Here is a 23,247-nt window from a genome sequence, read left to right as displayed (position 1 = left end):
GTGTGGGACTGCTTCGCTTTACGTCCCACACACCGGCCCCTCCGGCCCGTCCCCTCCCGTGGGTGGATGAGTGAACGTGCGTGGGGGCGGGGGACGGCCCGTCTGCCCTACTTGGCGGCACGAGCGGCTACTCCAGGGTCCACCGGACCTTGTCGGTGTCCTTGACCGCGGTCTGGCAGGGGCCGGTCGTGATCTTCTTTTCGTTCACATAGGCGTTCCACTTCTTCTTGGAGTCCGCGGCGTCGCCATGGATATCGGTGACGACAAAGTCCCCCTTGGCCGCGTCCCAGCGCGCCCCTACCCCGCCGAGGCCGTACTGCTCCTGGGCGTCGAACAGGGCGGTGAGCGGTGTGGGGTCGGTGCCGTTGGCCGCACAGTACAAGCCGCCGAAGACGGTGCGCGCGGCCGTTCTGACGATGCCCACACTGCCGGTGTAGGCCCCGCCCGTGACGCCCACCCGGACGCCGACGACGGGTCCGGCGGCCGCGGGCGGAGCGGCCGCGAAGGCCAGCACACAGGCGAGCCCGGCAGCGGTTACGGGGGCGGCCTTGCGGGCCAGGGCGGACGGCACGCTCGCTCACCTTTCGTCGGTTCGGCACCACGAGCCACGTAACCATCGCTCCCGGCGATCGGCGAGAGGTGCGCCTCCGAACGCGTGCGCCGCTCCGGCACTCGGGCCGCGACGGAGCGGGTCGGGGCGGATCGGGGCGGATCGGGGCGGATCGGGGCGGATCGGGGCGTCACGTCACAGATAGATCTGCCGACGACAGGCCCGGCAGCAGGTCCGGCCCTCGCACAGTCTGGTCTCACCGTGATCGCAGGGCTCCGGCAGCCGGTCGCCCCGACTGACCGCGATCCGTAACACGTCCCGCAGCGCCCCCTGAAGCCTGGTGACCATCCGGCACAGCTCCCGGAGGCCCGCGCCCCGCAACGAGGGCAGCTTCCCGATCTCCTCCAGCAGGGCCTCGGCGGCCGCGAGCAGCTCCTCCTCGGCATGGTCGGCCAGTAGGGACAGGTGGCTGTCGGGGTTGTCCGTACTCAGGTAGCACGGGGCACCGTCCGGCCTGGTCCACGGCAGCAACCGTGGCGGCGAACTCTCGAACATATGGCTCGCTTCCTTCGAATCGACCCTTCTCATTACCGTGTGTATCGCCATCGCCACCCCGTGGGACATGGCCTCAACACGGGCGCCCCGTCCGCCTGTTGAGCTGGGACGACCGGGAGAGCTGACCGCTATGAAGTTCACGTCGAAGGAACTGACCCCGTACCTTTCCGCACGCCACTACTTCGGTTCCGAACAGCGCCGCCACCGCGAGCGCGCGAAGCTGTCGCTGGTGCAGCTCGCGGACATCGTCAACTTCAGCAAGAGCACCCTGGCGCGCGTCGAACCGGCGGAGTTGATGCCGCCGCCGGAACTACCCGCCGCGCTCGACGCGGCGTTCGGCACGGAGGAGTACTTCCACGGCCTGTACCAACTGGCGAAGCGGGAGGCGCATCCGGATCAGTACCGGCGGTTCATGGACTGCGAGGCGCGCGCCGAAGTGATCGAGGTCTACGAACCGCAGGCCGTACCTGGATTGCTGCAGACCAAGGAGTACGCCCGGGACTCTCTGGGCTGCCAGGAGGACTTGACCAAGGAACTGATCGAAGAGCGCGTCAACGCCCGGATGTCCCGTCAGGATCGTCTGCACTCGGACTCTCGGCCGTACCGATGGGTGATCATCGACGAGGCTGTGCTCCGGCGGCATGCGGGCGGCAGGGAGTGCATGCACAAACAACTGGCTCGGCTACTCGAACAGGTGGATACTCCCGACAGTAAGGTGCAGGTCATGCCGTTCAGTGCGGGTCCGTACCCGCTGATGGGCGGCGCCCTGAATCTGCTGACGCTGCCCGACGGCTCCACCGTGGCCTACGAAGAGGGCATCGAGACGGCGCATCTCCACGAGGGTCCGGAAGCCGTGAAGAAATGGCGGCGCCGGTACGAGGTGCTGCGTGCGAATGCCCTCTCACTGGCGGAGTCAGCGGACCTGATCCGAAAGGTAATGGAGGACTACAAGCCATGCGACACACAACCGAGTTGAGCGCGGCTCGCTGGCGCAAGAGCAGCTACAGCAACACCAACGGTGGGAGTTGCGTCGAGGTCGCCGACGACTTCCCCGGCCTCGTTCCCGTACGGGACAGCAAGAACCCCCACGGCCCCGCGCTCCTCATCCCCGACGCGGCCTGGACGGCGTTCGTCGGCTCCCTCAAGGCCCAGGGCTAACCGCGCAGTTCGGCCCGTCCCAACCCGCCGACAGGACGGGCCGGGACGGGCCGGTCACAGGGACACGGTCTGCCCGTCTTCGGTGACCGTGATCCGGTAGCGGTCCCTGGTGGGGCTGCCCTCGGCGGTCCAGGCGCGGTAGGCGCACTCGACCTCGTCCCACAGGCGGCGCGGGCCGTGCTGTTCCGTCTCGTACGCCGCACGGCCGGGGACGTATTCGACGGTGGCCCATGAGCTGCGGGCGTCGTCGAAGAGCCAGTACGTGGCTTCGTCGCTGCCGTCGTCGGCGGGGCACAGCAGCGGCCAGGCGTCCCGTACCCGCAGTCCGACGGCGAAGCGGGCGTGCAGATCGTCCTCCAGCGCCCGGGGGTCGAGCGTGGTCGTCGCCCGTTCGCCCTCCTCGCCGTGGTACCAGTCCCTGATGCGGCCGTAGGAGCGGCGCTGCTGACGGGCCCACATGAAGGCCGGGCGGCCGGAGAAGCCGCCGGTGGCCTGACCGTCGCGGACGGTCAGGGTCGCGAACGAGTACGAGTGGAACGACGAGCCCCACGGGGTGAGGATCGTGCCGCCCGGTGCGGTCTGCGCCACCCAGGCGTAGGGGATGTCGCGGACCGTGCAGGTGGCGATGATCCGGTCGAAGGGGGACCGTCCGGGGACGCCCGCCAGGCCGTCGCCGCACTCCAGGTGCGGATGCAGGCCCGCCCGCGCGAGGTTGTCCCGGGCGATGTCGTGCAGGGCCTTGTCGGTCTCGATCGTGGTCGTACGGTCCCCGCCGAGCCGATGGGCGAGCCAGGCGGCGTGATAGCCGGTGCCGCTGCCGATCTCCAGTACCGCGTCACCGTCCCGGACGATCGCGGCCATCGCCAGCATGAGGGAGGGCACGGACGTCGAGCACGTGGGGAAGGCGACCTCGCCCTGCGCGCGGCGGCCGTCGTTGTGCTGGGTGATGAGCGGCAGGTCGGCGTAGACCATCCGGCGCCACTCCGCCTCGTCGGCGGAGCGGGAGAGGGTGCGGTCGGCCACCTCGAAGGTGTCCGGGACGAAGTGCGCGCGGTCGACCGCGGCGACCGTCGGGGCCCATTCGGGGCCCAACACGCCCTTGTTGTGGAGGATTTCCACCAGCCGGTCCGGCGAGGACATGGCGCCGCCCCCTACTTCTTCGGCGGGTCGGTCACCGGCTTGGTCCACCGGCCGTCGGACTCCTTCGGGCTCTGGTGTTTGTCGCCCTCCTCGCCGCCCTTGCCGTCCCCGTGCTTGCCCATCGTGCTCCCCCTTCGTCGGTGCGGGGCCGAGTCCGACCCCGTGACGGGGATGCCCAGCGCGATGCCCCCGCAAGCGCCGGCCTGCGGGGGCATCGATTCTGCAGAGGCACCGTTTCTGCGTCAGCTCGGAGGCTGTGTCAGCTCCGGGCCGGCGTCAGATGCCGGTCGGCTCCGGTCCGTCAGACGCCCGCCGGCTCCGGTGCGCGGTCGGTCTCCTCGGTCCGCGGGCCGGTCTTCCCGTCCCGCTTCGCGGCCTTCTTCTTCGCCCGGCGCTCCTTGCGGAGCTCGATCATCGCGTAGAGCGTCGGGACGAGCAGGAGGGTGAGGAGGGTGGAGGTGACCAGACCGCCGATCACGACCACGGCGAGCGGCTGGGAGATGAAGCCGCCGTCGCCCGTGACGGAGAGCGCCATCGGGAGCAGCGCCATGATCGTGGCCAGCGCCGTCATCAGGATCGGGCGCAGCCGGTGCCGGCCGCCTTCGATGACCGCCTCGACGACCCCGTAACCCTGCGACCGGTACTGGTTGATCAGGTCGATCAGCACGATGGCGTTGGTGACCACGATGCCGATCAGCATCAGCATGCCGATCATCGCCGGGACGCCCAGCGGGGTGCCGGTGGCGATCAGCAGGCCGATCGCGCCGGTCGCCGCGAAGGGGATCGAGACGAGCAGGATCAGCGGCTGGACCAGCGAGCGGAAGGTGCCGACCAGGAGCATGAAGACGATGGCGATGGCCGCCAGCATCGCCAGGCCGAGCGAGGAGAACGCATCGGTCTGGTTCTGGGAGACGCCGCCGATCTCCGCGGTGGCGCCGTCGGGCAGCTTCAGGGCGTTGATCTTGCTCTGCAGCGTGGTGCTGACCGCGCCGGTGTTGTCGCCGGTCGGCTTGGCGGTGATGGTCGCCGAGCGGGCCCCGTCGATCCGGGTCATCTGGACCGGGCCGGGCACGGTCCGCACGGTGGCGAGCGTGCCCAGCTCGGCCGGGCCCGCCGGGGTCGGGACGGCCAGCTTCTTCAACTCGGCCACGGTGGTGGCCGGGTGGGCCGACTTGATCACGATGTCGCGCTCGGCGTCGTCCAGGACGGCCTTGCCGCTGGTGGTGCCGCGGACCGCCTCGGCGACCGCGCCGCCCAGGGTGGTCTGGTTGTAACCGGCCGCGGCCGCCTTGGCGTTGGGCGTCACGGAGATCCGCGGCACGCTCTGGGCGAGGTCGCTCTGCACGTCGGTGACGTGGTCGAGGCCGGCGACGGTCTTGCGGACCTGCTCACTGGCCTTCTTCAGGACGTCGCCGTCGGCGGCCTTGACCACCACGCTCAGGTCCTGGCTGCCGAAGCCGCCGCCCGCGGTGACGGTGGTGTCGCCGATGGACGGGCCGAGCTTGCCGAGCGCGGCCCGCAGGTCGTCGGTGACCTTGCCGGAGTCCGCGGCGTCCTTCAGCTTCAGCTGGTAGGAGGCCTGGTTGGCACCGGTGCCGCCGCCGAAGGCCGCCATGAAGCCGGAGGAGCCGACGGTGACCTGGTAGTCGGCGATGTCGTCGTTGGCGGCGAGCAGCTTCTCGACCTTCTTGGCCTGCTTGTCGGCCGCGTCCAGGCTGGTGCCGGGCTTGAGCTCCTGCTTGACGGTGAGGGTGTCCTGGCTGCCCTGGTCGAGGAAGTTGGTCTTCAGCAGCGGGCCCATGGCGAAGGTGCCGAGGAGGATCACGACGGCGATGACCAGGCTGGTGACCCGGCGGCGGGTCGCGAACCGCAGGACGGGGACGTAGAGACGCTGCAGCGGACTCTTGGTCTCCTTCTCCTCGGCCTGGCGGCGCAGGTCCTCGGCGGTGCTGCCCTCGGGGATCCGCGGGGCGCGCAGGAACCAGAACGAGAGGACCGGTACGACCGTCAGGGAGACGATCAGGGAGGACAGCAGGGCGACGGTCACCGTCAGCGAGAAGGAGCCGAAGAGGGCACCCACCATGCCGCCGACCACGCCGATCGGCAGGAAGACCGCGACCGTGGTGAGGGTGGAGGAGGTGATCGCTCCGGAGACCTCCTTGACCGCGGAGAGGATGGCCTCGCGGCGCTCCTCGCCGTAGCCCAGGTGCCGCTTGATGTTCTCCAGGACGACGATGGAGTCGTCGACGACGCGGCCGATGGCGATGGTCAGCGCGCCGAGGGTGAGCATGTTGAGGGAGAGGTCGCCGGTCCACAGCACGATCAGGGTGATGACGACCGAGAGCGGGATGGAGACCGCGGTGACCAGCGTCGAGCGCAGGCTGAGCAGGAAGACGAGGATGACGATGACCGCCATGGCGAGGCCGAGCAGACCCTCGGTGGTCAGCGACTCGATCGACTTGGAGACCGCCGGGCCCTGGTCGGAGGCGACCGTGACATCGGTGCCCTTGCCCAGGTCCTGACGGATCTTGGTGAGCTTGTCCTTGACCGCGTCGGAGATCGCGACCGCGCTGCCGTCCTGGTTCATCGTCACCGTGACGGCGAGGCTGGGCTTGCCGTCGGTGCGGGTGATCGAGGTCGGGGTGGCCTGCTCCTCCTTGACGGTGGCGACGTCGCCGAGCCGGACCGGTCCGGCCGGCCGGCCGGCGCTCGCCCCGGAGCCACCGGCCGCCGGGGACGGCGCGATCATCAGGTCCCTGATCTGCTTGACGGTGGTGAAGCCCGCGCCGACCTGGACGGTCTTGCTCTGCCCGCCCTCGGCGAACGAACCGGCGGGCACCGAAGTGCCGCCGGCCTCCAGCGCCTGACCGAGCGCCTGGGAGTTCAGCCCGGCGGCGGCGAGCTTCTTCTCGTCGGGGGTGACCGCGACGATCCGGTCCTGGACACCGTCCACGGTGACCTGGCTGACGCCGTCGATGTTCTTCAGGTCCGGGACGACGCTGCGGTTGAGCTGGTCGGCAAGGGTCTGCTGGTCCTTGTCGCGGGAGGAGACGGCGAGGACGACGGTGGGGATGTCGTCCGTCGAGCCGGCCACGACCTGCGGGTCGACGTCCTTGGGCAGCTTCGCGCGGGCGCGGTTCACGGCCTGCTGGACATCGGCGACCAGGCGCTTGGAGTCATTGCCGTAGTCGAACTGCGCCATGATGACGCCCGAGCCCTCGCTCGACGTCGAGGTGACGCTCTTGATGCCGTCGACCGCCTGGATCCCGTCCTCGAGCGGCTGGATCACCTGCTTCTCGACGACCTCGGGGGAAGCGCCCTGATACGGCGCCAGCACGGACACCATCGGGAGTTCGATGGACGGCAGGAGCTGCTGCTTGAGCTGCGGGATCGCGATGGCGCCGAAGGCGATCGCCACGATCGACATCAGCGCTATCAGGCCCCGTTGTACGAGGCTGAGTCGGGACAGCCAGGACATGGGTGGGGTCTCTCTTCTGTTCTGAAACGGTCGGCGGGGCCTTTCACGGGCCCACTTACACCTTCCGCCATGACCTGGCCGGGTTTCGTCGCTCGCAGGTCGGTTTCCGGCCGGTGCCCGTACCGCGTTGGGAGTACGGGCCGCTCCCCCTTCACTGCACCCGTGGGCGTACGAGTCCCGATTCGTAGGCGATGACCACCAGCTGGGACCGGTCGCGGGCGCCCAGCTTGGCCATCGCGCGGTTCACATGCGTCTTGACGGTGAGCGGGCTGACCGCGAGCTGCTCGGCGATCTCGTCGTTGGGCAGCCCGCCGGCCACCAGGGTCAGCACCTCACGCTCGCGGCCGGTCAGCGTCGCCAGCCGCTCGGCACCCCGGCCGCCGGGCCCGTCGTCCTCGGAACTTCCGCCCTGCGCAAGGAACTTGGCGATCAGCCCCTTGGTCGCGACGGGCGACAGCAGCGCCTCCCCGGCCGCCGCGATCCGGATCGCGCCCAGCATCTCGTCCGGTTCGGCGCCCTTGCCGAGAAAGCCGCTGGCGCCGTTGCGCAGCGACTGCACCACATAGTCGTCGACCTCGAAGGTGGTCAGGATGACCACCCGGACGTCGGTGAGATCCGGGTCCTCGCTGATCATGCGGGTGGCCGCCAGGCCGTCCACGCCGGGCATCCGGATGTCCATGAGGACGACATCGGGGCGCTTTGCCCGGGTCAGCTCGTACGCCTGGGCGCCGTCGGAGGCCTCCCCCACCACCTCCATGTCCGGTTCGGAGTCGACCAGCACCCGGAAGGCGCTGCGCAGCAGCGTCTGGTCGTCGGCGAGCAGCACCTTGATCGTCATATCGACTCCCCCGTACGGACGGTGTGCAGCGGAAGGGTGACCCGCACCTGGAAGCCGCCGGCCGCCCGCGGACCGGTCACGACCGTGCCCCGCAGGGCGAAGACCCGCTCGCGCATCCCGATCAGACCGTGTCCGCCGCCGCTGTCCTCCGGCTCGCCGGGCTCGACGGGCGGCCGGTCGCCGCCCTTCTGCCGCGGGATGCCGGCCCGCCCCGCGCCGTCGTCCAGGACGGTCACCGTCAGCGTGGTCTCGGTGCGGACGATCCGCACCGTGGCGCGGGCCCCCTCGCCGGCGTGCTTGTGGACATTGGTCAGCGCTTCCTGGACCACGCGGTAGGCAGTGAGGTCGACGGAGGCGGGCAGCTGCCGGGGCGGGTGCGGGAGCTCCAGATCGACGGGGATGCCGGCGCGGACGAATCCGTCGACGAGCTGGTCGAGGACGCCGAGGCCCGGTGCGGGCTCGGTCGGCGCCTTGGGGTCGTCGGACTGGCGCAACAGGCCGACGGTGGCGCGGAGTTCCTCCAGCGCCGAGCGGGACGCCTCGCGGACGTGCGCCAGCGCCTGCTTGGCCTGGTCGGGACGGTTGTCCATGACGTGTGAGGCGACGCCCGCCTGGACGTTGACCAGGGCGATGTGGTGAGCGACGACATCGTGCAGCTCACGGGCGATCCGCAGGCGCTCCTCGGCGACCCGGCGCCGGGCCTCCTCCTCGCGGGTGCGCTCGGCGCGTTCGGCGCGCTCACGGATGGCGTCGACGACGGCGCGGCGGCTGCGGACCGCGTCGCCGGCGGCCGCGGCCATGCCGGTCCAGGCGAAGATCGCGATGTTCTCCTGCGCATACCAGGGGCGGGGCCCGTAGAACATCGCGGCGGCGGTCAGCACGACGACGGTCAGTGCGCCGACCCGCCAGGTGGTGGGGCGGTCGGTGCGGGAGGCCACGGTGTAGAGCGCGATCACGGTGGCGGCGGCCACCGGGGCTCCCGGGGTACTGCTGCGGTTCAGCAGCTCGACGATGGTCAGCCCGCCCGTGACGGCCAGGACGGTGCGGGGCAGCCGGCGGCGCAGGACCAGGGCGGCACAGGCCGACGCGGCCAGCGCCACGACGGTGCCGGACAGCTCGTGGCGGACGAACCGCGCGCCCTGCGGACCGTGCGGACCGGCCACCGCACCGCACACGATGCACGCGAACACGGCCACCGCCAGGGCGGCGTCGAAGGCGAGCGGATGCTTCCGGTGCCACCGGAAGCGGCCGGCGCGGGGCGCGTCCGGGCGGGGGTCGAGGAGACTCACAAGAGCAAACGGTAGCGCCCCGGTCCGCCGAGGGGCCGGGGCGCTGTGCGCTGGAGTGATCGGGCCGGGACCGGCCCAGGACTCAGCCCGGGATGAGGCCGTCGTCGCTGAGCATCTCCCGGACCTCGTCGAGGGAGGCGTCCGGGGACGGCAGGATGAGTTCGGACGGTTCGAGGGCGTCGTCGGGAAGCGGTGTGCCCAGTCGGCGCACCGCTTCCAACAGGGCGCCCAGGGTGCGCTGGAAACCCGCTTCGTCACCGCTCTCCATTTCGGCGAGCAGCTCATCGTCCAGCTTGTTGAGCTCGGCGAAGCGGGCATCGTCCAGCTTCACCTGGCCCTCCCCCATGATCCGTACGATCACGACGGTCTCCCTCGGTCCGGTCCGACGATCTCTGCGAGGCTATCCGCAGCCGGCCGTCACTGCTTGTCGAAACGCGGCCGGTCCTGCTGCGGGGCGGAGTGCCCCTCGCCGTTCTGACCGCCTTCGATGGCCTGCTGGCCGGCGGAGGAGCCGCCCGCCAGCTCGGCCTTCATGCGCTGGAGTTCCAGCTCGACATCGCTGCCGCCGGAGAGCCGGTCCAGCTCGGCCGTGATGTCGTCCTTGGCCATACCGGTCGGGTCGTCCAGCGCGCCGGACGCCATCAGCTCGTCGAGGGCACCGGCCCTGGCCTGCAGCTGCGCGGTCTTGTCCTCCGCGCGCTGGATGGCCATGCCGACATCGCCCATCTCCTCGGAGATGCCGGAGAAGGCCTCGCCGATCCGGGTCTGCGCCTGGGCGGCCGTGTAGGTGGCCTTGATCGTCTCCTTCTTGGTACGGAAGGCGTCGACCTTGGCCTGCAGCCGCTGCGCGGCGAGCGTGAGTTTCTCCTCCTCGCCCTGCAGCGTCTGGTGCTGCGTCTCCAGGTCCGTGACCTGCTGCTGCAGTGCGCTGCGCCGGCTCAGCGCCTCACGGGCCAGGTCTTCGCGGCCGAGCGCCAGCGCCTTGCGACCCTGGTCCTCCAGCTTGGCGGACTGGCCCTGGAGCTGGTTGAGCTGCAGCTCCAGGCGCTTGCGGGAGGTCGCCACGTCGGCGACGCCGCGGCGCACCTTCTGCAGCAGTTCCAGCTGCTTCTGGTACGAGTAGTCGAGGGTTTCGCGCGGGTCTTCGGCCCGGTCCAGGGCCTTGTTGGCCTTCGCGCGGAAGATCATCCCCATCCGCTTCATGACACCATCGCTCATGGGCCTCGCGCGCCCCCTTCTGACCGAGTCGCCTCGGGCTTCGGCTCCAGCACATCTACAGACCCCACAGTACGGGCCCTGGTTCCATTACCGCACTGTTCGCGCCCGGATGCGCTCCTCCTCCAGGACGATCGGGGCGCCCGGATCTCCCGCGCAAGGAGTAGGGAGAGTCCGGACAACCGGCACGATGTCGGCTCTGTCCCGGTAGGTCAGGGGTTCCTGCCTGGTCAGGCACGGGGTGCCACGGGCTCCGTTGCCGGATCGTGCCCCGTCGGACCCTGGCTCACCCCCGGCGAGCACGTACTCTTGGGTGTTGTGTTCCGAAGCCGTTCGAAGGATGAGCAGGCCGCGACCGCCAAGGTGACCGCGGACCAGCCCCAGCAGCCCCGCGATCCGCAGGCCCCCAAGGGCCGCCCGACGCCCAAACGCAACCAGGCGCAGTCGCAGCGCCGCTCCCGTGCGCATACGCCGGCCAACCGCAAGGACGCGACGAAGGCGCAGCGCGAGGCCCGCCGCGCCGATATGGCCCGCCAGCGCGAGGCGATGGCCAGCGGCGACGAGCGGTATCTGCCGGTGCGCGACAAGGGACCGGTGCGCCGGTTCGCCCGGGACTTCGTCGACTCCCGCTGGTGTGTCGCCGAGTTCTTCCTGCCGATGGCCGTGGTGATCCTGGTGCTCACCATGATCCGGGTGCCGTCGATCCAGAGCATCGCGCTGCTGCTGTGGCTCGTGATCATTGTGCTGATCGTGCTCGACTCGGCCCTGATCTGGTTCCGTCTGGGCAAGCGGCTGGAGGAGCGCTTCCCGAAGGAGAACCTCAAGGGCGTGAAGGCGTACGCGGTGATGCGGACGCTGCAGATGCGGCGGCTGCGACTGCCGAAGCCGCAGGTGAAGCGGGGCGCGCGGCCGTAGGGCCGTCGACGGGATCGTTGGTGACGCCGGGCCGGGCCCCTGAGGGGTCCGGCCCGGCGTCGTCGGCTCTCAGGCCTCGGTGTCCGCGTGCAAGCTCATGGGGCCCGCGTAGATCTCGGTGCCGTCCTCGAAGAGCCTGACCTGGTCGACGCCGCCGGCGAGGAGGGCCTTCCACTCCTCGCCGATCCAGGATTCCGCGTCGCCCTGGGTGGTGAACTCCTCCGGTTGCACGGCCGGCGCCGTCTCCGAACCGTCGGCCTTCTCGAACCGCCACGTCCACGCCATGTGCGCCTCCTGGATCCCACCGGGTACGAATCTGTGCCACCGCGGACCGCGCCTTGACGCACTCCGCCGTGCCGTGCTCGTGTGCTGACCGGCAGCCTAACGGCCGTGTCGAGTCCGCCCCCGCCGCGCCCGCCGGGCAGGGACGCGAGAAACTCGGCGGTGTGGATGTGACTCTCCTCGGCACCGGGACCCCGCTGGGGCTGCCGCGCCCCGCCTGCCCGTGTGCCGCCTGTGCGACTGCCGTCGGCGACGAGGCGCGGGCGGCGACCGCGCTGCTCGTCGACGGCGCGCTGCTGATCGATCTGACCCCGGGGCCGGCCTTCGCGGCGGCCCGCGCCGGGCAGTCACTGGCGGGCGTACGGCAGGTGCTGCTCTCGCATCCGCACGACGGGCCGGTGATGGAGGTGCCGGCCGGGCTGCCGCAGCCGGGCCGGGTCGCGGACGGACGGGAGCTGGCACTGCTCGACGGGCACCGGGTGCGGGCCGTCGCGGTGGACATCCCCGGTACCGGCTACGAGATCTCCGGCGTGGACGGCGAGCGGCTGCTGTACCTGCCGCCGGGCGCGGCACCGGCCGGCCTCGGCAACGGGAACGGCCGGCCGGCCGGCGGTGGCACGGGGCCGGGCGGCACCGGTCCGTACGACCTGGTGCTGCTCGACGTGCTGGAGCGGCCCGATGCGCTGGCCAGGCTGCGGGCGGGCGGGGCGGTCGACGCGGCGACGGATGTGGTCGCCGTGCACATCGGCCACGGGGTGCCGCCGGGGCCCGAGCTGCATCGCCGGCTGGCGGCGGCGGGGGCCCGCGCGGTGGCGGACGGCAGCACGCTGGTGGTCGGCGAGTTCCATGCGGTGCCGGATCTGCCGCGGCGGACCCTGGTGCTGGGCGGGGCGCGCAGCGGGAAGTCGGTGGAGGCCGAGCGGCGGCTCGCAGCCTTCCCCGACGTGGTGTACGTGGCCACCGGGGGGCGGCGGGACGGCGACGAGGACTGGGCGCAGCGGGTCTCGCTGCACCGTGAGCGGCGTCCGAGCAGCTGGCGCACCGTCGAGACCTGCGATCTGGTGCCGCTTTTGGAGGCCGGCCGGCCGGGCGGGGAAGCCGTCGGGCCGGGCATGGACGCCGGCGGGCCCGGCGCGGGGCCCGGCACCGGCCGGCCGGCCGCGGCGTCGCCGCTGCTCATCGACTGTCTGGCGCTGTGGCTGACGCATGTCATGGACGAGGTCGGGGCGTGGGACGACGCGACCTGGGAGGCCGGTGGCCGGCAGGCGCTGCGGGAGCGGACCGACGCGCTGGTGGCGGCGGTGCGCGAGACGCACCGGCCGGTGGTGGCGGTGAGCAACGAGGTCGGTTCCGGAGTCGTCCCGGCGACCCCGGCGGGCCGGCGGTTCCGTGACGAACTGGGGCGGCTGAACGCGGCGTTCGGCGCGGAGTGCGAGCAGCTGCTGCTGGTCGTCGCGGGCCAGGCGCTTGCGCTGCGTGGATGACGGATGCCCGCCGGGGCCCGTGTCCGCTTGCCCGGGGGCGCGGCGGCGGGTGCTCTTGACCCGTGACCGAATCCGAGCGGACCGAATCCGCAGCGCCGGCCGGGTGGGGAGCGGGGCCCGCCCGGGAGCCGAGGGGGCGCGGGCGGTGTTTCGACGCGGCCGTACGCGCCTACCTGGAGCGGCATCCGCAGGCCACGGTGGTTGCGCTCGGCGAGGGGCTCGGGACCGGATTCTGGCGGCTGGACAACGGGCGGCTGAACTGGCTGACGGTGGTGCCGCCGGAGACCGCGGCGGTGCGCCGGATACTGCTGCCGGACGGCGCCCGGCGGCGCACCGTCGCCCGCGCGGTGACCGATCACGGCTGGCTGGACGCGGTGCGGGAGCCGTCGCGCGGCGTCATCGTCACGGCGCCGGGGGTGCTGATGCGGCTGCCGCCGCCCGCGGTGCGTGCGCTGCTGGCGGCCTGTGCGGAGCGGTTTCCCGGCGGTGCGCTGGTCTTTGACGCGCTGCCACGGCGGGCTGCCGCACTGGTCCGGCGGGCCGCCGGGGCGGGCGGGCGGTGGCCGGTGCCGGTGCGCTGGGCGCTGGACCGTGCCCAACTGCCGCGGGTGGCCGGTACTCATCCGGGCATCGCCGCGGTCCGCGAACTCGGCCCGGTGCCCGTTTCGCCGACGGGGCGGGCCCGGGGCGGGCCGGCGGCCGGGGCGGCGTGGGCGGCGCGCCGCGTCCCGGTGCTGCGCGCGCTGCTGCCGCTGGTGTGCGAGGTGCGGTTCGTACCGGCCCGATCTCCCCGGCAGGCCTCGTCAGCGGTGAGTTGACGGTAATCTGCGCCCAATGAGCGCCCTGAACCTCGATGACTTCGCCCACCTGATCGAGCGCCCCGACGGCGGTGTGCGCCGTGACGCCGAGGAGCGGCGGGCCCGGCTGGCCGTCCCCGTGGGTGCGCTCGGCCGCCTCGACGAGCTGGGCGAGTGGCTGGCCGCCGCGCAGCAGCAGGTGCCGGTGCGGCCCGTCGAACAGCCGCGGGTGCTGCTGTTCGCGGGCGATCACGGGGTGGCGGAACTGGGGGTGTCGGCCCGGCCGGCCGGCGGCACCAGGGATCTCGTACGGGGCGTGCTGGACGGGGCGAGCCCGGCCGCGGTGCTGGCCCGCCGCGCCGGGGCGCAGCTGCGGGTGGTGGACCTGGCGGTGGACTGTGACCCGGCGGAGCTGCCCGAGGACGTCACCCGGCACCGGGTGCGGCGCGGTTCGGGGCGGATCGACGTCGAGGACGCGCTGACGGCCGAGGAGGCCGAGGCGGCGTTCCGGGCGGGGATGGCCGTCGCGGACGAGGAGGCGGACGCCGGCAGCGACCTGGTGGTGCTGGGCGATCTGAGCGTTGGCGGGACGACCGCCGCGAGCACGCTGGTCGCCGCGCTGTGCGGCACGGACGCCTCGGTGGTCACCGGGCGGGGCGGGGCCCCCATCGACGATCTGGCCTGGATGCGCAAGTGCGCGGCGATCCGCGACGCACTGCGGCGGGCCCGTCCGGTGCTCGGCGACCAGCTGGAGCTGCTGGCCACGGTCGGCGGCGCGGATCTGACCGCGATGACCGGCTTTCTGCTGCAGAGCGCGGTACGCCGTACGCCGGTGATCCTGGACGGGGTGGTTTCGGCGGCCTGTGCGCTGGTGGCGCAGCGGGTGGCCTTCCGGGCGCCGGACTGGTGGGTGGCCGGGCAGGCGAGCGGGGAGCCGGCGCAGGCCAAGGCGCTGGACCGGATCGCACTCAACCCTTTGCTCGATCACGGCGTCACTGCCGGCGAGGGGACGGGGGCGCTGCTGGCCCTGCCATTGGTGCAGGCGGCCGCGGCCCTGGCGGCAGAACTGCCCGTACGCGACTGACCCGGCGCCGGCCCACCACGGCCGGCCCCCGTACGAAGCGACCGGGCGAGCGCCCCCTTGGGGGCGCTCGCTGCTTCCTGCCGTACCGGACCACCGGCGGCGCCCCATAAGATCGCGCTTTACACGTTTTATGGGAGACATCGCTTGAGTCCGGACGAAGACCGCCCCCGCGGCCCGTGGTCACAGCGTGGTGCCGCATTCGGCATCTGGTATCTGCGCACGGTCACCTTCATCAATTTTCTGAGCGCGGTATGGGTGTCGTTCGGCAATGACATCCGCCGGCACAACATTGCGGAATTCTTCACTCCGTATCTGCTGACGGCGGGGTTCGCCTCCGGCGCCTTCTCGCTCTTCCTGTCGGTGACCCTGCGACGGCGCAAGCGGGCGGCCTGGATTTTGAATCTGGCGCTCTCCGGGCTGCTGGCGCTGCTCTTCGGATTCGGGATGGTGGTGGCACCGGAGTTCCGCGGGCATGTGCAGAACTGGGTGTCGCTGGTATTGACCGTGCTGTTCGCCGCGGCGCTGGTGGTGGGGCGCCGCGAGTTCTCCGCGAAGGGCGACCGCGCGAACCCGAAGCTGGCGGCGACGGTCGCGGCCGGGGGCCTGCTGGCCACCTCGCTGCTCGCGGCCTTGCTGGTGACCGTCACCAACACCGCGGCGGCCGGTTCCTCGACGTTCGTGCAGCGCTGGCGCTACGGCCTGATGCGGCTGGTGTCGCTGGTCGCCGACGACCGTGCGTTCCCGGAGATCGCCACCCCGAACTGGGTCAATGTCGCGATCAATGTGCTCAGCACGCTGCTGCTGGTAGCGGTCCTGTGGGCGGCGTTCCGCTCCGTGCGCAGCACCGACCCGATCACCGAGGACGACGAGGAGCGGCTGCGCGCGCTGCTGGCGCGGCACGGCGACCGCGATTCGCTGGGCTACTTCGCGCTGCGCCGCGACAAGAGCGTGCTGTTCTCCCCCAGTGGCAAGGCGGCGGTCACCTACCGCGTGGTGGGCGGGGTGTCGCTGGCCTCCGGTGATCCGCTGGGCGACCCCGAGGCCTGGCCCGGGGCGATCGAGGGGTGGCTCGCCGAGGCACGGGAGCACGGCTGGGCGCCCGCGGTGACGGGCGCGAGCGAGGAGGGCGGCACGATCTACGCCCGGCACGGTCTGGACGCGCTGGAACTCGGCGACGAAGCGATCGTGGACACCGCGGAGTTCACCCTCGGCGGCCGGGCGATGCGCACCGTACGGCAGGCCTACCACCGCGTCGAGCGGGCCGGCTACACCGTCCGTATCCGGCGCCACGAGGACATCCCGGCACCGGAGATGGAGCAGCTGCTGCGGCTGGCCGACGACTGGCGCGACGGGGAGACGGAACGCGGTTTCTCCATGGCGCTGGGCCGGCTCGGCGACCCGGGCGACGGGCGCTGCGTGATGCTCGAATGCCGGGACGGCGGCACGGACGGGGAAGAGGGCGGGCTGCGGGCGCTGCTCAGCTTTGTGCCGTGGGGCGAGAAGGGCCTTTCGCTGGATCTGATGCGCCGGGACCGGAACTCCGAGAACGGCCTGATGGAGTTCATGGTGCTGGAGTTGATCCAGCGGGCGAAAGAGGTGGAGATCACTCAACTCTCGCTCAACTTCGCGATGTTCCGTTCCGTCTTCGAACGTGGCTCGCAGCTCGGCGCGGGCCCGGTGCTGCGCCTGTGGCACTCGCTGCTCAGCTTCTTCTCCAGGTGGTGGCAGATCGAATCGCTCTATCGCGCCAACGCAAAATACCGGCCGATCTGGGAGCCGCGGTACCTGCTCTTCGAGAAGAGCACCGATTTGCTGCGGATCGGAATCGCCGCCGGCCGTGCGGAGGGCTTTCTGGAAGCACCCGGCCTGCCCAAGTGGCTGAACCGCAAGCACCTGGAGAAGGTGAGATGAGCTCTGCTGGGGCGGGGCGGCGGGAGGGCCCCGCGCCGGGGCGGCGGGAGATGTCCGCCCTGCGCCGCGCCGCGTGGGCCGAATGGGGCCCGCTCCTGCGGACGGTACGGTCCTCGCTGGTCGTGGCGAAGCTGCGGGCGATTCCGGTCACGCTCGGCGCGGTGTGTCTGACCCTGGTCTTCCAGTTCGCGCAGAAGCAGGCCTGGGGCTATCACACGGTCCAGGACATCGGCTCCGTACAGGCCTACGAGCATCTGTGGCTGGCACTGCTGCGCACCCCGCTGTCGCTGTTCGTACCGGCCCTGGACCTGCCGGTGTGGGGGGCGCTGGCCCAGATCCTGGTGGTCTTCGGGATCGCGGAGATCTGTGTGGGCCGGCGGCAGACGCTGCTGGTCGCCTATGTCGCCACGCTCGCCGGGACGATGTACGCGCGGATCGGCATCTGGATCGGCCCGGTGAGCCCCGTCGGGCTGCCCGACTCGGACAAGTACGTCATCGACACCGGGCCGTCGGCGGCCGTGGTGGGGCTGGCGTTGTTCGTGTGCTGGCGCTACCGCGCCTGGTTCACCTGCGCCGTGGTCGCCCTGGCGATGGTCGTCGAGGTGGTGTCCATCAAGAACAACCTGGCGGGCAAGGAGCATGTCGCGGCGGTGCTGGCGGTGCTGGTGCTGTGTGCGCTGGGGGAGGTGTGGCGGCCGCGCAAGCCCCGGGACGCCCAGCGGGTCAGCGGCTGGGGGCACCCCCGATGAGGTGCCCGGCCTTGCGGCGCAGCGCGGACCAGCGGCGGTCGTGACGGTAGGCGCGGACCTGGGCACGGGCCCGCGCCTTCGGCCGGTTGCGGTAGAAACGCCTGGCCCAGGGCGAGTTGGGCCGGGCCAGCCGGATCGCGCCGAACAGTGCGACGAACGGCACGAACACCCCGACGACCGCGATCCGGCCCTTGCCCTTGGTGAGCGCGACGAGCGCGAAGAGGAAGTTGACGGCCACGGTCCGCACGACCGTGAAACGGTCGTCCGTCTCCCCCGGGCTCAGCTCATTGACGCCGAACGGCAGGAAGCCGCCCAGGATCAGGGCGACCAGGGCGACGGTGAGGATGACGATCTCGACGCTCTTGGTCCCCTCCTCGGTCCAGTACACGTCGTCGAGGTGCAGGATCAGCGCGAACTCGTCCAGGACGAGGCCCACGCCCATCCCGAAGAGCACCGCCGCGACACCGGCGCCGAAGCCGCGCCGGCCGCCCGCGAGGGCGATGAAGCCGCCGATGACCATCAGGATCACGCCGGGCACGACGTGATGGACGTGGACGCCGCCGGGCGTGATGTTGCGGAACGGCCCCTTGCCCGCGCGGATGAGCCGGGTGATGGCCCGGGTCACGAGGAAGGTCAGCACGAACGAGGCGAGGGCGAGCAGCAGCGGCAGCTTCCCCGGCTCGACGATATTGCGGTACCACCAGTGGCCCATCCCGCACGCTCCCCATATGTCGCGTAAGGACACCTCACCACCATTAGGCCCTGCCCTGGCGGCCGGGACCGGCAGCCAAACGCGGCGGACGCCCGGATAGCCTGCCGCGGTGACCGACACCCCCGCTACCCCGGCCCCCTCCGACGCCCTGCGCTTCGCCTTCGGGACGCTGACCGTGCTGCCCGTACGCGTCACCCGCTGGGACCGGGCGGCGGCGCGCGGCGGAATGCTCTGCGCGCCGCTGGCCGGTCTGGTCGTCGGGCTGTGCGCGGCCGCGCTCGGCGCGGCGCTGCTGCTGCTCGGCGGCGGTCCGCTGCTCGCCGCGGTCGCCACCGCCGTGGTGCCCGCCGTACTCACCCGCGGACTGCATCTGGACGGACTCGCCGACACCGCCGACGGTCTGGGCAGCGGCAAGCGGGCCGAGGAGGCGCTGCGCATCATGAAGCAGTCCGACATCGGCCCGTTCGGGGTCATCACGCTGCTGTTCGCACTGCTGGCACAGGTGGCCGCGCTGGACGAGCTGTATGCGGACGGCTGGGCACCCGGCGCCGTCGCGGCGGCCGTTGCCGCGGTCACCGCCCGCTGCGCGCTGACCCTCGCCTCCCGTGCGGGGGTGCCGGCCGCCCGGCCGGAGGGACTCGGCGCGGCGGTCGCGGGCACCGTCCCGGTAGGGGCGGCGCTGCTGTGCACGGCGCTGACGGCCGCCGGATGCGCGGCCGCCGGCGCCGCCTTCGGCCCGTACGACGCGCTGCACGCCGGGCTCGCCGTGCTGCTCGGCCTCGGGCTGGGCGAGCTGCTGCTGCGGCACTGCCGGCGGCGGTTCGGCGGGGTGACCGGCGATGTGTTCGGGGCGCTCGCGGAGAGCGCGGGGCTCACGGCGCTGGTGGCGATGGCTCTCGGGTAGCGCCTGGACGCGCGCCCCCTTTCCGGTCCCTCAATGCGCCCGCGCGGAAGCAAAGTTGACCCCATTCGCCGGTAACTGCCGGGGCGCCGTTATGTGCCGGTGTGGTATCGGACGGGCCTTGTGGCGCCGCCGAGCGTAGGCTCGGCCGCAGCAGCGCGCTGCGCGCAGACGGATTCCCCGGACGGAACAGGACCTTTATCACCGTGACTGCACTGACCCTCAGTACTTCTTCCGCCGCAACGGTGCGTGCGGATGCCGTCGTCGTCGGCGTGGCCAAGGGCGCCAAGGGCGTCGTTGTCGCCCCCGGCGCGGAGGCCGTGGACAAGGCCTTCGGCGGCAAGCTCGCCGCTGTGCTGGAGACCCTCGGCGCAAGTGGTGCCGAGGGCGAGGTGACCAAGCTGCCCGCGGCGGACGGCCTCAAGGCGCCGGTCGTGCTGGCGGTCGGCCTCGGCGAGGCGCCGGGCAAGGACGACGGCTACGACAACGAGGCGCTGCGGCGCGCCGCGGGCAGCGCCGCCCGTGCGCTGACCGGCAACAAGAAGGCCGCCTTCGCGCTGCCCGTCGAGGACGCCGAGGCGGCTGCCGCGGTGGGCGAGGGCGCGCTGCTCGGCGCGTACTCCTTCACCACCTACCGCAGCAACGGCAACGGGCAGAACGCCAAGGGCGCCAAGAAGAACGACGCCAAGTCGGCGCCGCTCGGCGAGGTCGCGATCCTCGGCGGCAAGCCGCGCGACAAGGAGTTCAAGGCCGCCGCCGAGCGCTCCCAGGCGCTGGCCGCGGAGATCAACCGCGCCCGCGACCTGATCAACATGCCCCCCAACGACCTCGACCCGAAGGCCTTCGCGGCCGAGGCGCAGGCCGCGGCCAAGGAGTTCGGCCTCAAGGTCGAGGTGCTGGACGAGAAGGCGCTCAAGAAGGGCGGCTACGGCGGTCTGCTGGGCGTCGGCCAGGGCGCCGAGGCGCCGCCGCGGCTGGTGCGGATCGCGCACACGCACGCGAAGGCCACCAAGACCCTGGCGCTGGTCGGCAAGGGCATCACCTACGACTCGGGCGGCATCTCGCTCAAGCCGCCGGGCCACAACGAGACCATGAAGTGCGACATGAGCGGCGCCGCCGCGGTGTTCGCCGCGGTCGTGACCGCCGCCAGGCTGGGCCTGGAGGTGAACGTCACCGGCTGGCTGGCGCTCGCCGAGAACATGCCGTCCGGCTCCGCCACCCGCCCCGGCGACGTGCTGACCATGTACAGCGGCACGACCGTCGAGGTGCTCAACACCGATGCCGAGGGCCGGCTGGTGCTGGCCGACGCGCTGACCCGCGCCTCGGAGGAGTCGCCGGACGCGATCGTGGACGTCGCCACCCTGACCGGCGCGATGGTGCTCGCGCTGGGCAACCGCACCTTCGGGATCATGGCCAACGACGACGCATTCCGTACCTCGGTCCACGAGATCGCGGAGGAGGTCGGCGAGCAGTCCTGGCCGATGCCGATGCCGGCCGAGCTGCGCAAGGGCATGGACTCCCCGGTCGCCGACATCGCCAATATGGGCGAGCGGATGGGCGGCGGCCTGGTCGCCGGGCTCTTCCTCAAGGAATTCGTCGGCGAGGGCATCGCCTGGGCCCACCTGGACATCGCGGGCCCGGCCTTCCACGAAGGCGCGCCCTGGGGCTACACCCCCAAGGGCGGCACCGGCTCCGCGGTGCGCACCCTGGTGCGGCTGGCGGAGCGTACCGCCGCGGGCGACCTGGGCTGACGGTCAGCCCGGGGAGGTACCTCCCCGTTCCCGTGATATCCGTACGGCCCCGGACATATCGCCCGGGGCCGTAGGTGCGCTTTCCCCGTGTTCGCCCTCAACGAAATCCGTACGTCAGTACGCGCCAGTAACCCCTATGGGGCGGCTGATCGTCCGCCCACAGCCCGGCCCGCCGTCCCGGCTTCGTGGAACAAGTGCGAAGATGGGTTCTCGGCAGGACAGGGCCCCCCTTACCCAGGGCCGAAGTAAAAGCGGCCGAACCACAGCCGCCGCCCGGTCATTGGAGACCGGCTCCGGCGTACCCATGCATGGAGGACGTGACGTGGCGAACGACGCCAGCACCGTTTTCGACCTAGTGATCCTCGGAGGCGGTAGCGGTGGTTACGCCGCTGCCCTGCGCGGGGCGCAGCTGGGCCTGGACGTCGCCCTGATCGAGAAGGGCAAGGTCGGCGGTACCTGCCTGCACAACGGCTGTATCCCCACCAAGGCTCTGCTGCACGCCGGTGAGATCGCCGACCAGGCTCGCGAGAGTGAGCAGTTCGGTGTCAAGGCCACCTTCGAGGGCATCGACATCGAGGCGGTCCACAAGTACAAGGACGAGGTCATCTCGGGCCTGTACAAGGGCCTGCAGGGCCTGATCGCCTCCCGCAAGGTGACGTACATCGAGGGCGAGGGCCGGCTGTCCTCCCCGACCTCCGTCGATGTCAACGGCCAGCGTGTCCAGGGCCGCCACGTCCTGCTGGCGACCGGCTCGGTGCCGAAGTCGCTGCCGGGCCTGGAGATCGACGGCAACCGCATCATCTCCTCGGACCACGCGCTGAAGCTGGACCGCGTGCCGAAGTCCGCGATCGTGCTGGGTGGCGGCGTCATCGGCGTCGAGTTCGCCTCCGCGTGGAAGTCCTTCGGCACCGACGTGACCGTCGTCGAGGGCCTCAAGCACCTCGTCCCGGTCGAGGACGAGAACAGCTCCAAGCTGCTGGAGCGGGCCTTCCGCAAGCGCGGCATCAAGTTCAACCTCGGCACCTTCTTCGACAAGGCCGAGTACACCGACGGCGGCGTCAAGGTCACCCTCGCCGACGGCAAGACCTTCGAGGCCGAGGTGCTGCTGGTCGCGATCGGCCGCGGGCCGGTCTCGGCCGGTCTGGGCTACGAGGAGCAGGGCGTCGCGATGGACCGCGGCTACGTCCTGGTCGACGAGTACATGCAGACCAACGTGCCGACGATCTCGGCCGTCGGTGACCTCGCTCCCACCCTCCAGCTCGCCCACGTCGGCTTCGCCGAGGGCATGCTGGTGGCGGAGCGGCTGGCCGGTCAGAAGACCGTGCCGATCGACTACGACGGCGTGCCGCGCGTCACGTACTGCCACCCCGAGGTCGCTTCGGTGGGCATCACCGAGGCCAAGGCCAAGGAGCTGTACGGCGCCGACAAGGTCGTCGCTCTCAAGTACAACCTCGCGGGCAACGGCAAGAGCAAGATCCTGAAGACCACGGGCGAGATCAAGCTCGTCCAGGTCAAGGACGGTGCCGTGGTCGGCGTCCACATGGTCGGTGACCGTATGGGCGAGCAGGTCGGTGAGGCTCAGCTGATCTACAACTGGGAGGCCCTGCCGGCCGAGGTTGCCCAGCTGGTGCACGCACACCCGACCCAGAACGAGGCGCTCGGCGAGGCCCACCTGGCCCTGGCCGGCAAGCCTCTCCACTCCCACGACTGACCCCGGTCCCGGGCGCGACCACATCCGCACTTCCCCAGGCTCTCGACCCCGCTCGAGCTGGGAGACCCACCGTAAGGAGCAACTGAAACCATGGCGGTTTCCGTAACCCTGCCGGCGCTCGGCGAGAGCGTCACCGAGGGCACCGTCACTCGCTGGCTCAAGGCCGAGGGTGAGCGCGTCGAGGCCGACGAGCCGCTGCTCGAGGTGTCGACCGACAAGGTCGACACCGAGATCCCGGCCCCGGCCGCGGGTGTCCTGTCCGCCATCAAGGTGGCCGAGGACGAGACCGTGGAGGTCGGCGCCGAGCTGGCCCTCATCGACGACGGCACCGGTGCGCCGGCGGCGGAGCCGGCCCCGGCCGCCGCCGAGGCCCCCGCGGCCGAGCCGCAGCCCGAGCCGGCCCCGGCCGCCGAGGCCCCCGCCCCCGCCGCTGCCCCCGCGGGCGGCGCCGAGGGCACGCCCGGTGCGAGCACCGGCTCCACCGGAGCCTCCGGCACTGAAGTTCTCCTCCCCGCGCTCGGCGAGAGCGTCACCGAGGGCACCGTCACCCGCTGGCTGAAGGAGGTCGGCGAGGAGGTCCAGGCCGACGAGCCGCTGCTGGAGGTCTCCACCGACAAGGTCGACACCGAGATCCCGGCGCCGACTTCCGGCACCCTGCTGGAGATCGTCGTCGGTGAGGACGAGACCGCCGAGGTCGGCGCCAAGCTCGCCGTCATCGGTGCGGCCG

The 23,247-nt window shown here is 71.7% G+C and carries 22 protein-coding genes; 12 read left to right on the top strand and 10 right to left on the bottom strand.

Features of this window, described 5'->3' with window-relative positions:
• Nucleotides 1-127: 127 nt before the first annotated feature.
• On the bottom strand, nt 128-571 hold the full coding sequence (locus tag ACWGJY_RS35150) for a DUF4430 domain-containing protein (protein ID WP_453264953.1): 444 nt from the start codon (nt 569-571) through the stop codon (nt 128-130).
• A 174-nt stretch (nt 572-745) separates the two neighbouring features.
• Nucleotides 746-1,105: a hypothetical protein gene (locus ACWGJY_RS35145; protein WP_453264952.1), complete on the bottom strand. Its 360-nt coding sequence runs from the start codon at nt 1,103-1,105 to the stop codon at nt 746-748.
• 130 nt (nt 1,106-1,235) lie between these two features.
• On the opposite strand from ACWGJY_RS35145, the gene ACWGJY_RS35140 reads away from it, so the two are divergent.
• Entirely contained in the window at nt 1,236-2,081 is an 846-nt protein-coding gene (locus tag ACWGJY_RS35140; protein WP_453264951.1) for a helix-turn-helix domain-containing protein, read from the top strand.
• The gene (locus tag ACWGJY_RS35135; protein ID WP_453264950.1) at nt 2,060-2,263 is read left to right on the top strand and encodes a DUF397 domain-containing protein; all 204 of its coding nucleotides are present in this window, start codon (nt 2,060-2,062) and stop codon (nt 2,261-2,263) included. The genes ACWGJY_RS35140 and ACWGJY_RS35135 overlap by 22 nt, the downstream gene beginning before the upstream one ends.
• Before the next feature lie 54 nt (nt 2,264-2,317).
• Here the strand turns inward: ACWGJY_RS35135 and ACWGJY_RS35130 are convergent, their stop codons facing one another.
• From ACWGJY_RS35130 to ACWGJY_RS35105, 6 genes are all read right to left on the bottom strand, one after another.
• Complete coding sequence (locus ACWGJY_RS35130) at nt 2,318-3,403, bottom strand: methyltransferase domain-containing protein (protein ID WP_453264949.1); 1,086 nt, start codon at nt 3,401-3,403, stop codon at nt 2,318-2,320.
• Nucleotides 3,404-3,704: 301 nt separating this feature from the next.
• A complete protein-coding gene (locus ACWGJY_RS35125) occupies nt 3,705-6,881 on the bottom strand; it encodes an efflux RND transporter permease subunit (protein ID WP_453264948.1) in 3,177 nt (1,058 codons plus the stop codon).
• A 151-nt stretch (nt 6,882-7,032) separates the two neighbouring features.
• Nucleotides 7,033-7,719, bottom strand: coding sequence for a response regulator (locus ACWGJY_RS35120; RefSeq protein ID WP_453264947.1), 687 nt, complete (start codon nt 7,717-7,719; stop codon nt 7,033-7,035).
• A complete protein-coding gene (locus ACWGJY_RS35115) occupies nt 7,716-9,008 on the bottom strand; it encodes a sensor histidine kinase (RefSeq protein ID WP_453264946.1) in 1,293 nt (430 codons plus the stop codon). The genes ACWGJY_RS35120 and ACWGJY_RS35115 overlap by 4 nt, the downstream gene beginning before the upstream one ends.
• Nucleotides 9,009-9,090: 82 nt before the next feature.
• Nucleotides 9,091-9,369, bottom strand: coding sequence for a PspA-associated protein PspAA (pspAA, locus tag ACWGJY_RS35110; RefSeq protein ID WP_453264945.1), 279 nt, complete (start codon nt 9,367-9,369; stop codon nt 9,091-9,093).
• A 56-nt stretch (nt 9,370-9,425) separates the two neighbouring features.
• A complete protein-coding gene (locus tag ACWGJY_RS35105) occupies nt 9,426-10,211 on the bottom strand; it encodes a PspA/IM30 family protein (protein ID WP_453264954.1) in 786 nt (261 codons plus the stop codon).
• 330 nt (nt 10,212-10,541) lie between these two features.
• Here ACWGJY_RS35105 and ACWGJY_RS35100 point away from each other — a divergent pair, with 330 nt between their 5' ends.
• A complete protein-coding gene (locus ACWGJY_RS35100; protein ID WP_453264944.1) occupies nt 10,542-11,138 on the top strand; it encodes a DUF3043 domain-containing protein in 597 nt (198 codons plus the stop codon).
• Nucleotides 11,139-11,207: 69 nt separating this feature from the next.
• On the opposite strand, the gene ACWGJY_RS35095 is transcribed toward ACWGJY_RS35100, so the two are convergent.
• Nucleotides 11,208-11,423 (bottom strand): hypothetical protein, encoded by a 216-nt coding sequence (locus tag ACWGJY_RS35095; RefSeq protein ID WP_453264943.1) that lies wholly within the window; start codon nt 11,421-11,423, stop codon nt 11,208-11,210.
• 161 nt (nt 11,424-11,584) lie between these two features.
• Between ACWGJY_RS35095 and ACWGJY_RS35090 the strand changes: the two genes are divergently transcribed.
• From ACWGJY_RS35090 to ACWGJY_RS35070, 5 genes are all read left to right on the top strand, one after another.
• Nucleotides 11,585-12,904: a bifunctional adenosylcobinamide kinase/adenosylcobinamide-phosphate guanylyltransferase gene (locus ACWGJY_RS35090; RefSeq protein ID WP_453264942.1), complete on the top strand. Its 1,320-nt coding sequence runs from the start codon at nt 11,585-11,587 to the stop codon at nt 12,902-12,904.
• A gap of 62 nt (nt 12,905-12,966) precedes the next feature.
• Entirely contained in the window at nt 12,967-13,722 is a 756-nt protein-coding gene (locus ACWGJY_RS35085; protein ID WP_453264941.1) for a class I SAM-dependent methyltransferase, read from the top strand.
• A gap of 16 nt (nt 13,723-13,738) precedes the next feature.
• A complete protein-coding gene (gene cobT / locus ACWGJY_RS35080; protein WP_453264940.1) occupies nt 13,739-14,785 on the top strand; it encodes a nicotinate-nucleotide--dimethylbenzimidazole phosphoribosyltransferase in 1,047 nt (348 codons plus the stop codon).
• 144 nt (nt 14,786-14,929) lie between these two features.
• The gene (locus tag ACWGJY_RS35075; protein WP_453264939.1) at nt 14,930-16,696 is read left to right on the top strand and encodes a phosphatidylglycerol lysyltransferase domain-containing protein; all 1,767 of its coding nucleotides are present in this window, start codon (nt 14,930-14,932) and stop codon (nt 16,694-16,696) included.
• Nucleotides 16,693-17,445 (top strand): hypothetical protein, encoded by a 753-nt coding sequence (locus tag ACWGJY_RS35070; RefSeq protein ID WP_453264938.1) that lies wholly within the window; start codon nt 16,693-16,695, stop codon nt 17,443-17,445. The genes ACWGJY_RS35075 and ACWGJY_RS35070 overlap by 4 nt, the downstream gene beginning before the upstream one ends.
• On the opposite strand, the gene ACWGJY_RS35065 is transcribed toward ACWGJY_RS35070, so the two are convergent.
• Nucleotides 17,420-18,157, bottom strand: a complete 738-nt coding sequence (locus tag ACWGJY_RS35065) for a hypothetical protein (RefSeq protein ID WP_453264937.1) — start codon at nt 18,155-18,157, stop codon at nt 17,420-17,422. The two genes, ACWGJY_RS35070 and ACWGJY_RS35065, sit on opposite strands and share 26 nt — an antisense overlap.
• Before the next feature lie 109 nt (nt 18,158-18,266).
• Between ACWGJY_RS35065 and ACWGJY_RS35060 the strand changes: the two genes are divergently transcribed.
• The 4 genes from ACWGJY_RS35060 to ACWGJY_RS35045 form a co-directional block, all read left to right on the top strand.
• A complete protein-coding gene (locus tag ACWGJY_RS35060) occupies nt 18,267-19,061 on the top strand; it encodes an adenosylcobinamide-GDP ribazoletransferase (protein ID WP_453264936.1) in 795 nt (264 codons plus the stop codon).
• A 203-nt stretch (nt 19,062-19,264) separates the two neighbouring features.
• Nucleotides 19,265-20,809, top strand: coding sequence for a leucyl aminopeptidase (locus ACWGJY_RS35055; protein WP_453264935.1), 1,545 nt, complete (start codon nt 19,265-19,267; stop codon nt 20,807-20,809).
• A gap of 322 nt (nt 20,810-21,131) precedes the next feature.
• Nucleotides 21,132-22,520: a dihydrolipoyl dehydrogenase gene (gene lpdA, locus ACWGJY_RS35050; RefSeq protein WP_453264934.1), complete on the top strand. Its 1,389-nt coding sequence runs from the start codon at nt 21,132-21,134 to the stop codon at nt 22,518-22,520.
• Between the two features lie 90 nt (nt 22,521-22,610).
• On the top strand, nt 22,611-23,247 hold a 637-nt coding region (locus tag ACWGJY_RS35045), incomplete at its 3' end, for a biotin/lipoyl-containing protein (protein ID WP_453264933.1).

It is taken from the genome of Streptomyces sp. NPDC054765 (assembly GCF_053612065.1).
The sequence above is the reverse complement of the archived record's forward strand: the minus strand, read 5'-3'. Positions and strand labels throughout refer to the sequence as shown.

Coding starts and splice junctions, on each gene's coding strand:
- ACWGJY_RS35145 (WP_453264952.1), bottom strand. CDS start 1,105: ATGTTCGAGAGTTCGCCGCCACGGTTGCTGCCGTGGACCAGGCCGGAC.
- ACWGJY_RS35140 (WP_453264951.1), top strand. CDS start 1,236: ATGAAGTTCACGTCGAAGGAACTGACCCCGTACCTTTCCGCACGCCAC.
- ACWGJY_RS35135 (WP_453264950.1), top strand. CDS start 2,060: ATGCGACACACAACCGAGTTGAGCGCGGCTCGCTGGCGCAAGAGCAGC.
- ACWGJY_RS35130 (WP_453264949.1), bottom strand. CDS start 3,403: ATGTCCTCGCCGGACCGGCTGGTGGAAATCCTCCACAACAAGGGCGTG.
- ACWGJY_RS35125 (WP_453264948.1), bottom strand. CDS start 6,881: ATGTCCTGGCTGTCCCGACTCAGCCTCGTACAACGGGGCCTGATAGCG.
- ACWGJY_RS35120 (WP_453264947.1), bottom strand. CDS start 7,719: ATGACGATCAAGGTGCTGCTCGCCGACGACCAGACGCTGCTGCGCAGC.
- ACWGJY_RS35105 (WP_453264954.1), bottom strand. CDS start 10,211: ATGAAGCGGATGGGGATGATCTTCCGCGCGAAGGCCAACAAGGCCCTG.
- ACWGJY_RS35095 (WP_453264943.1), bottom strand. CDS start 11,423: ATGGCGTGGACGTGGCGGTTCGAGAAGGCCGACGGTTCGGAGACGGCG.
- cobT (WP_453264940.1), top strand. CDS start 13,739: ATGAGCGCCCTGAACCTCGATGACTTCGCCCACCTGATCGAGCGCCCC.
- ACWGJY_RS35070 (WP_453264938.1), top strand. CDS start 16,693: ATGAGCTCTGCTGGGGCGGGGCGGCGGGAGGGCCCCGCGCCGGGGCGG.
- ACWGJY_RS35065 (WP_453264937.1), bottom strand. CDS start 18,157: ATGGGCCACTGGTGGTACCGCAATATCGTCGAGCCGGGGAAGCTGCCG.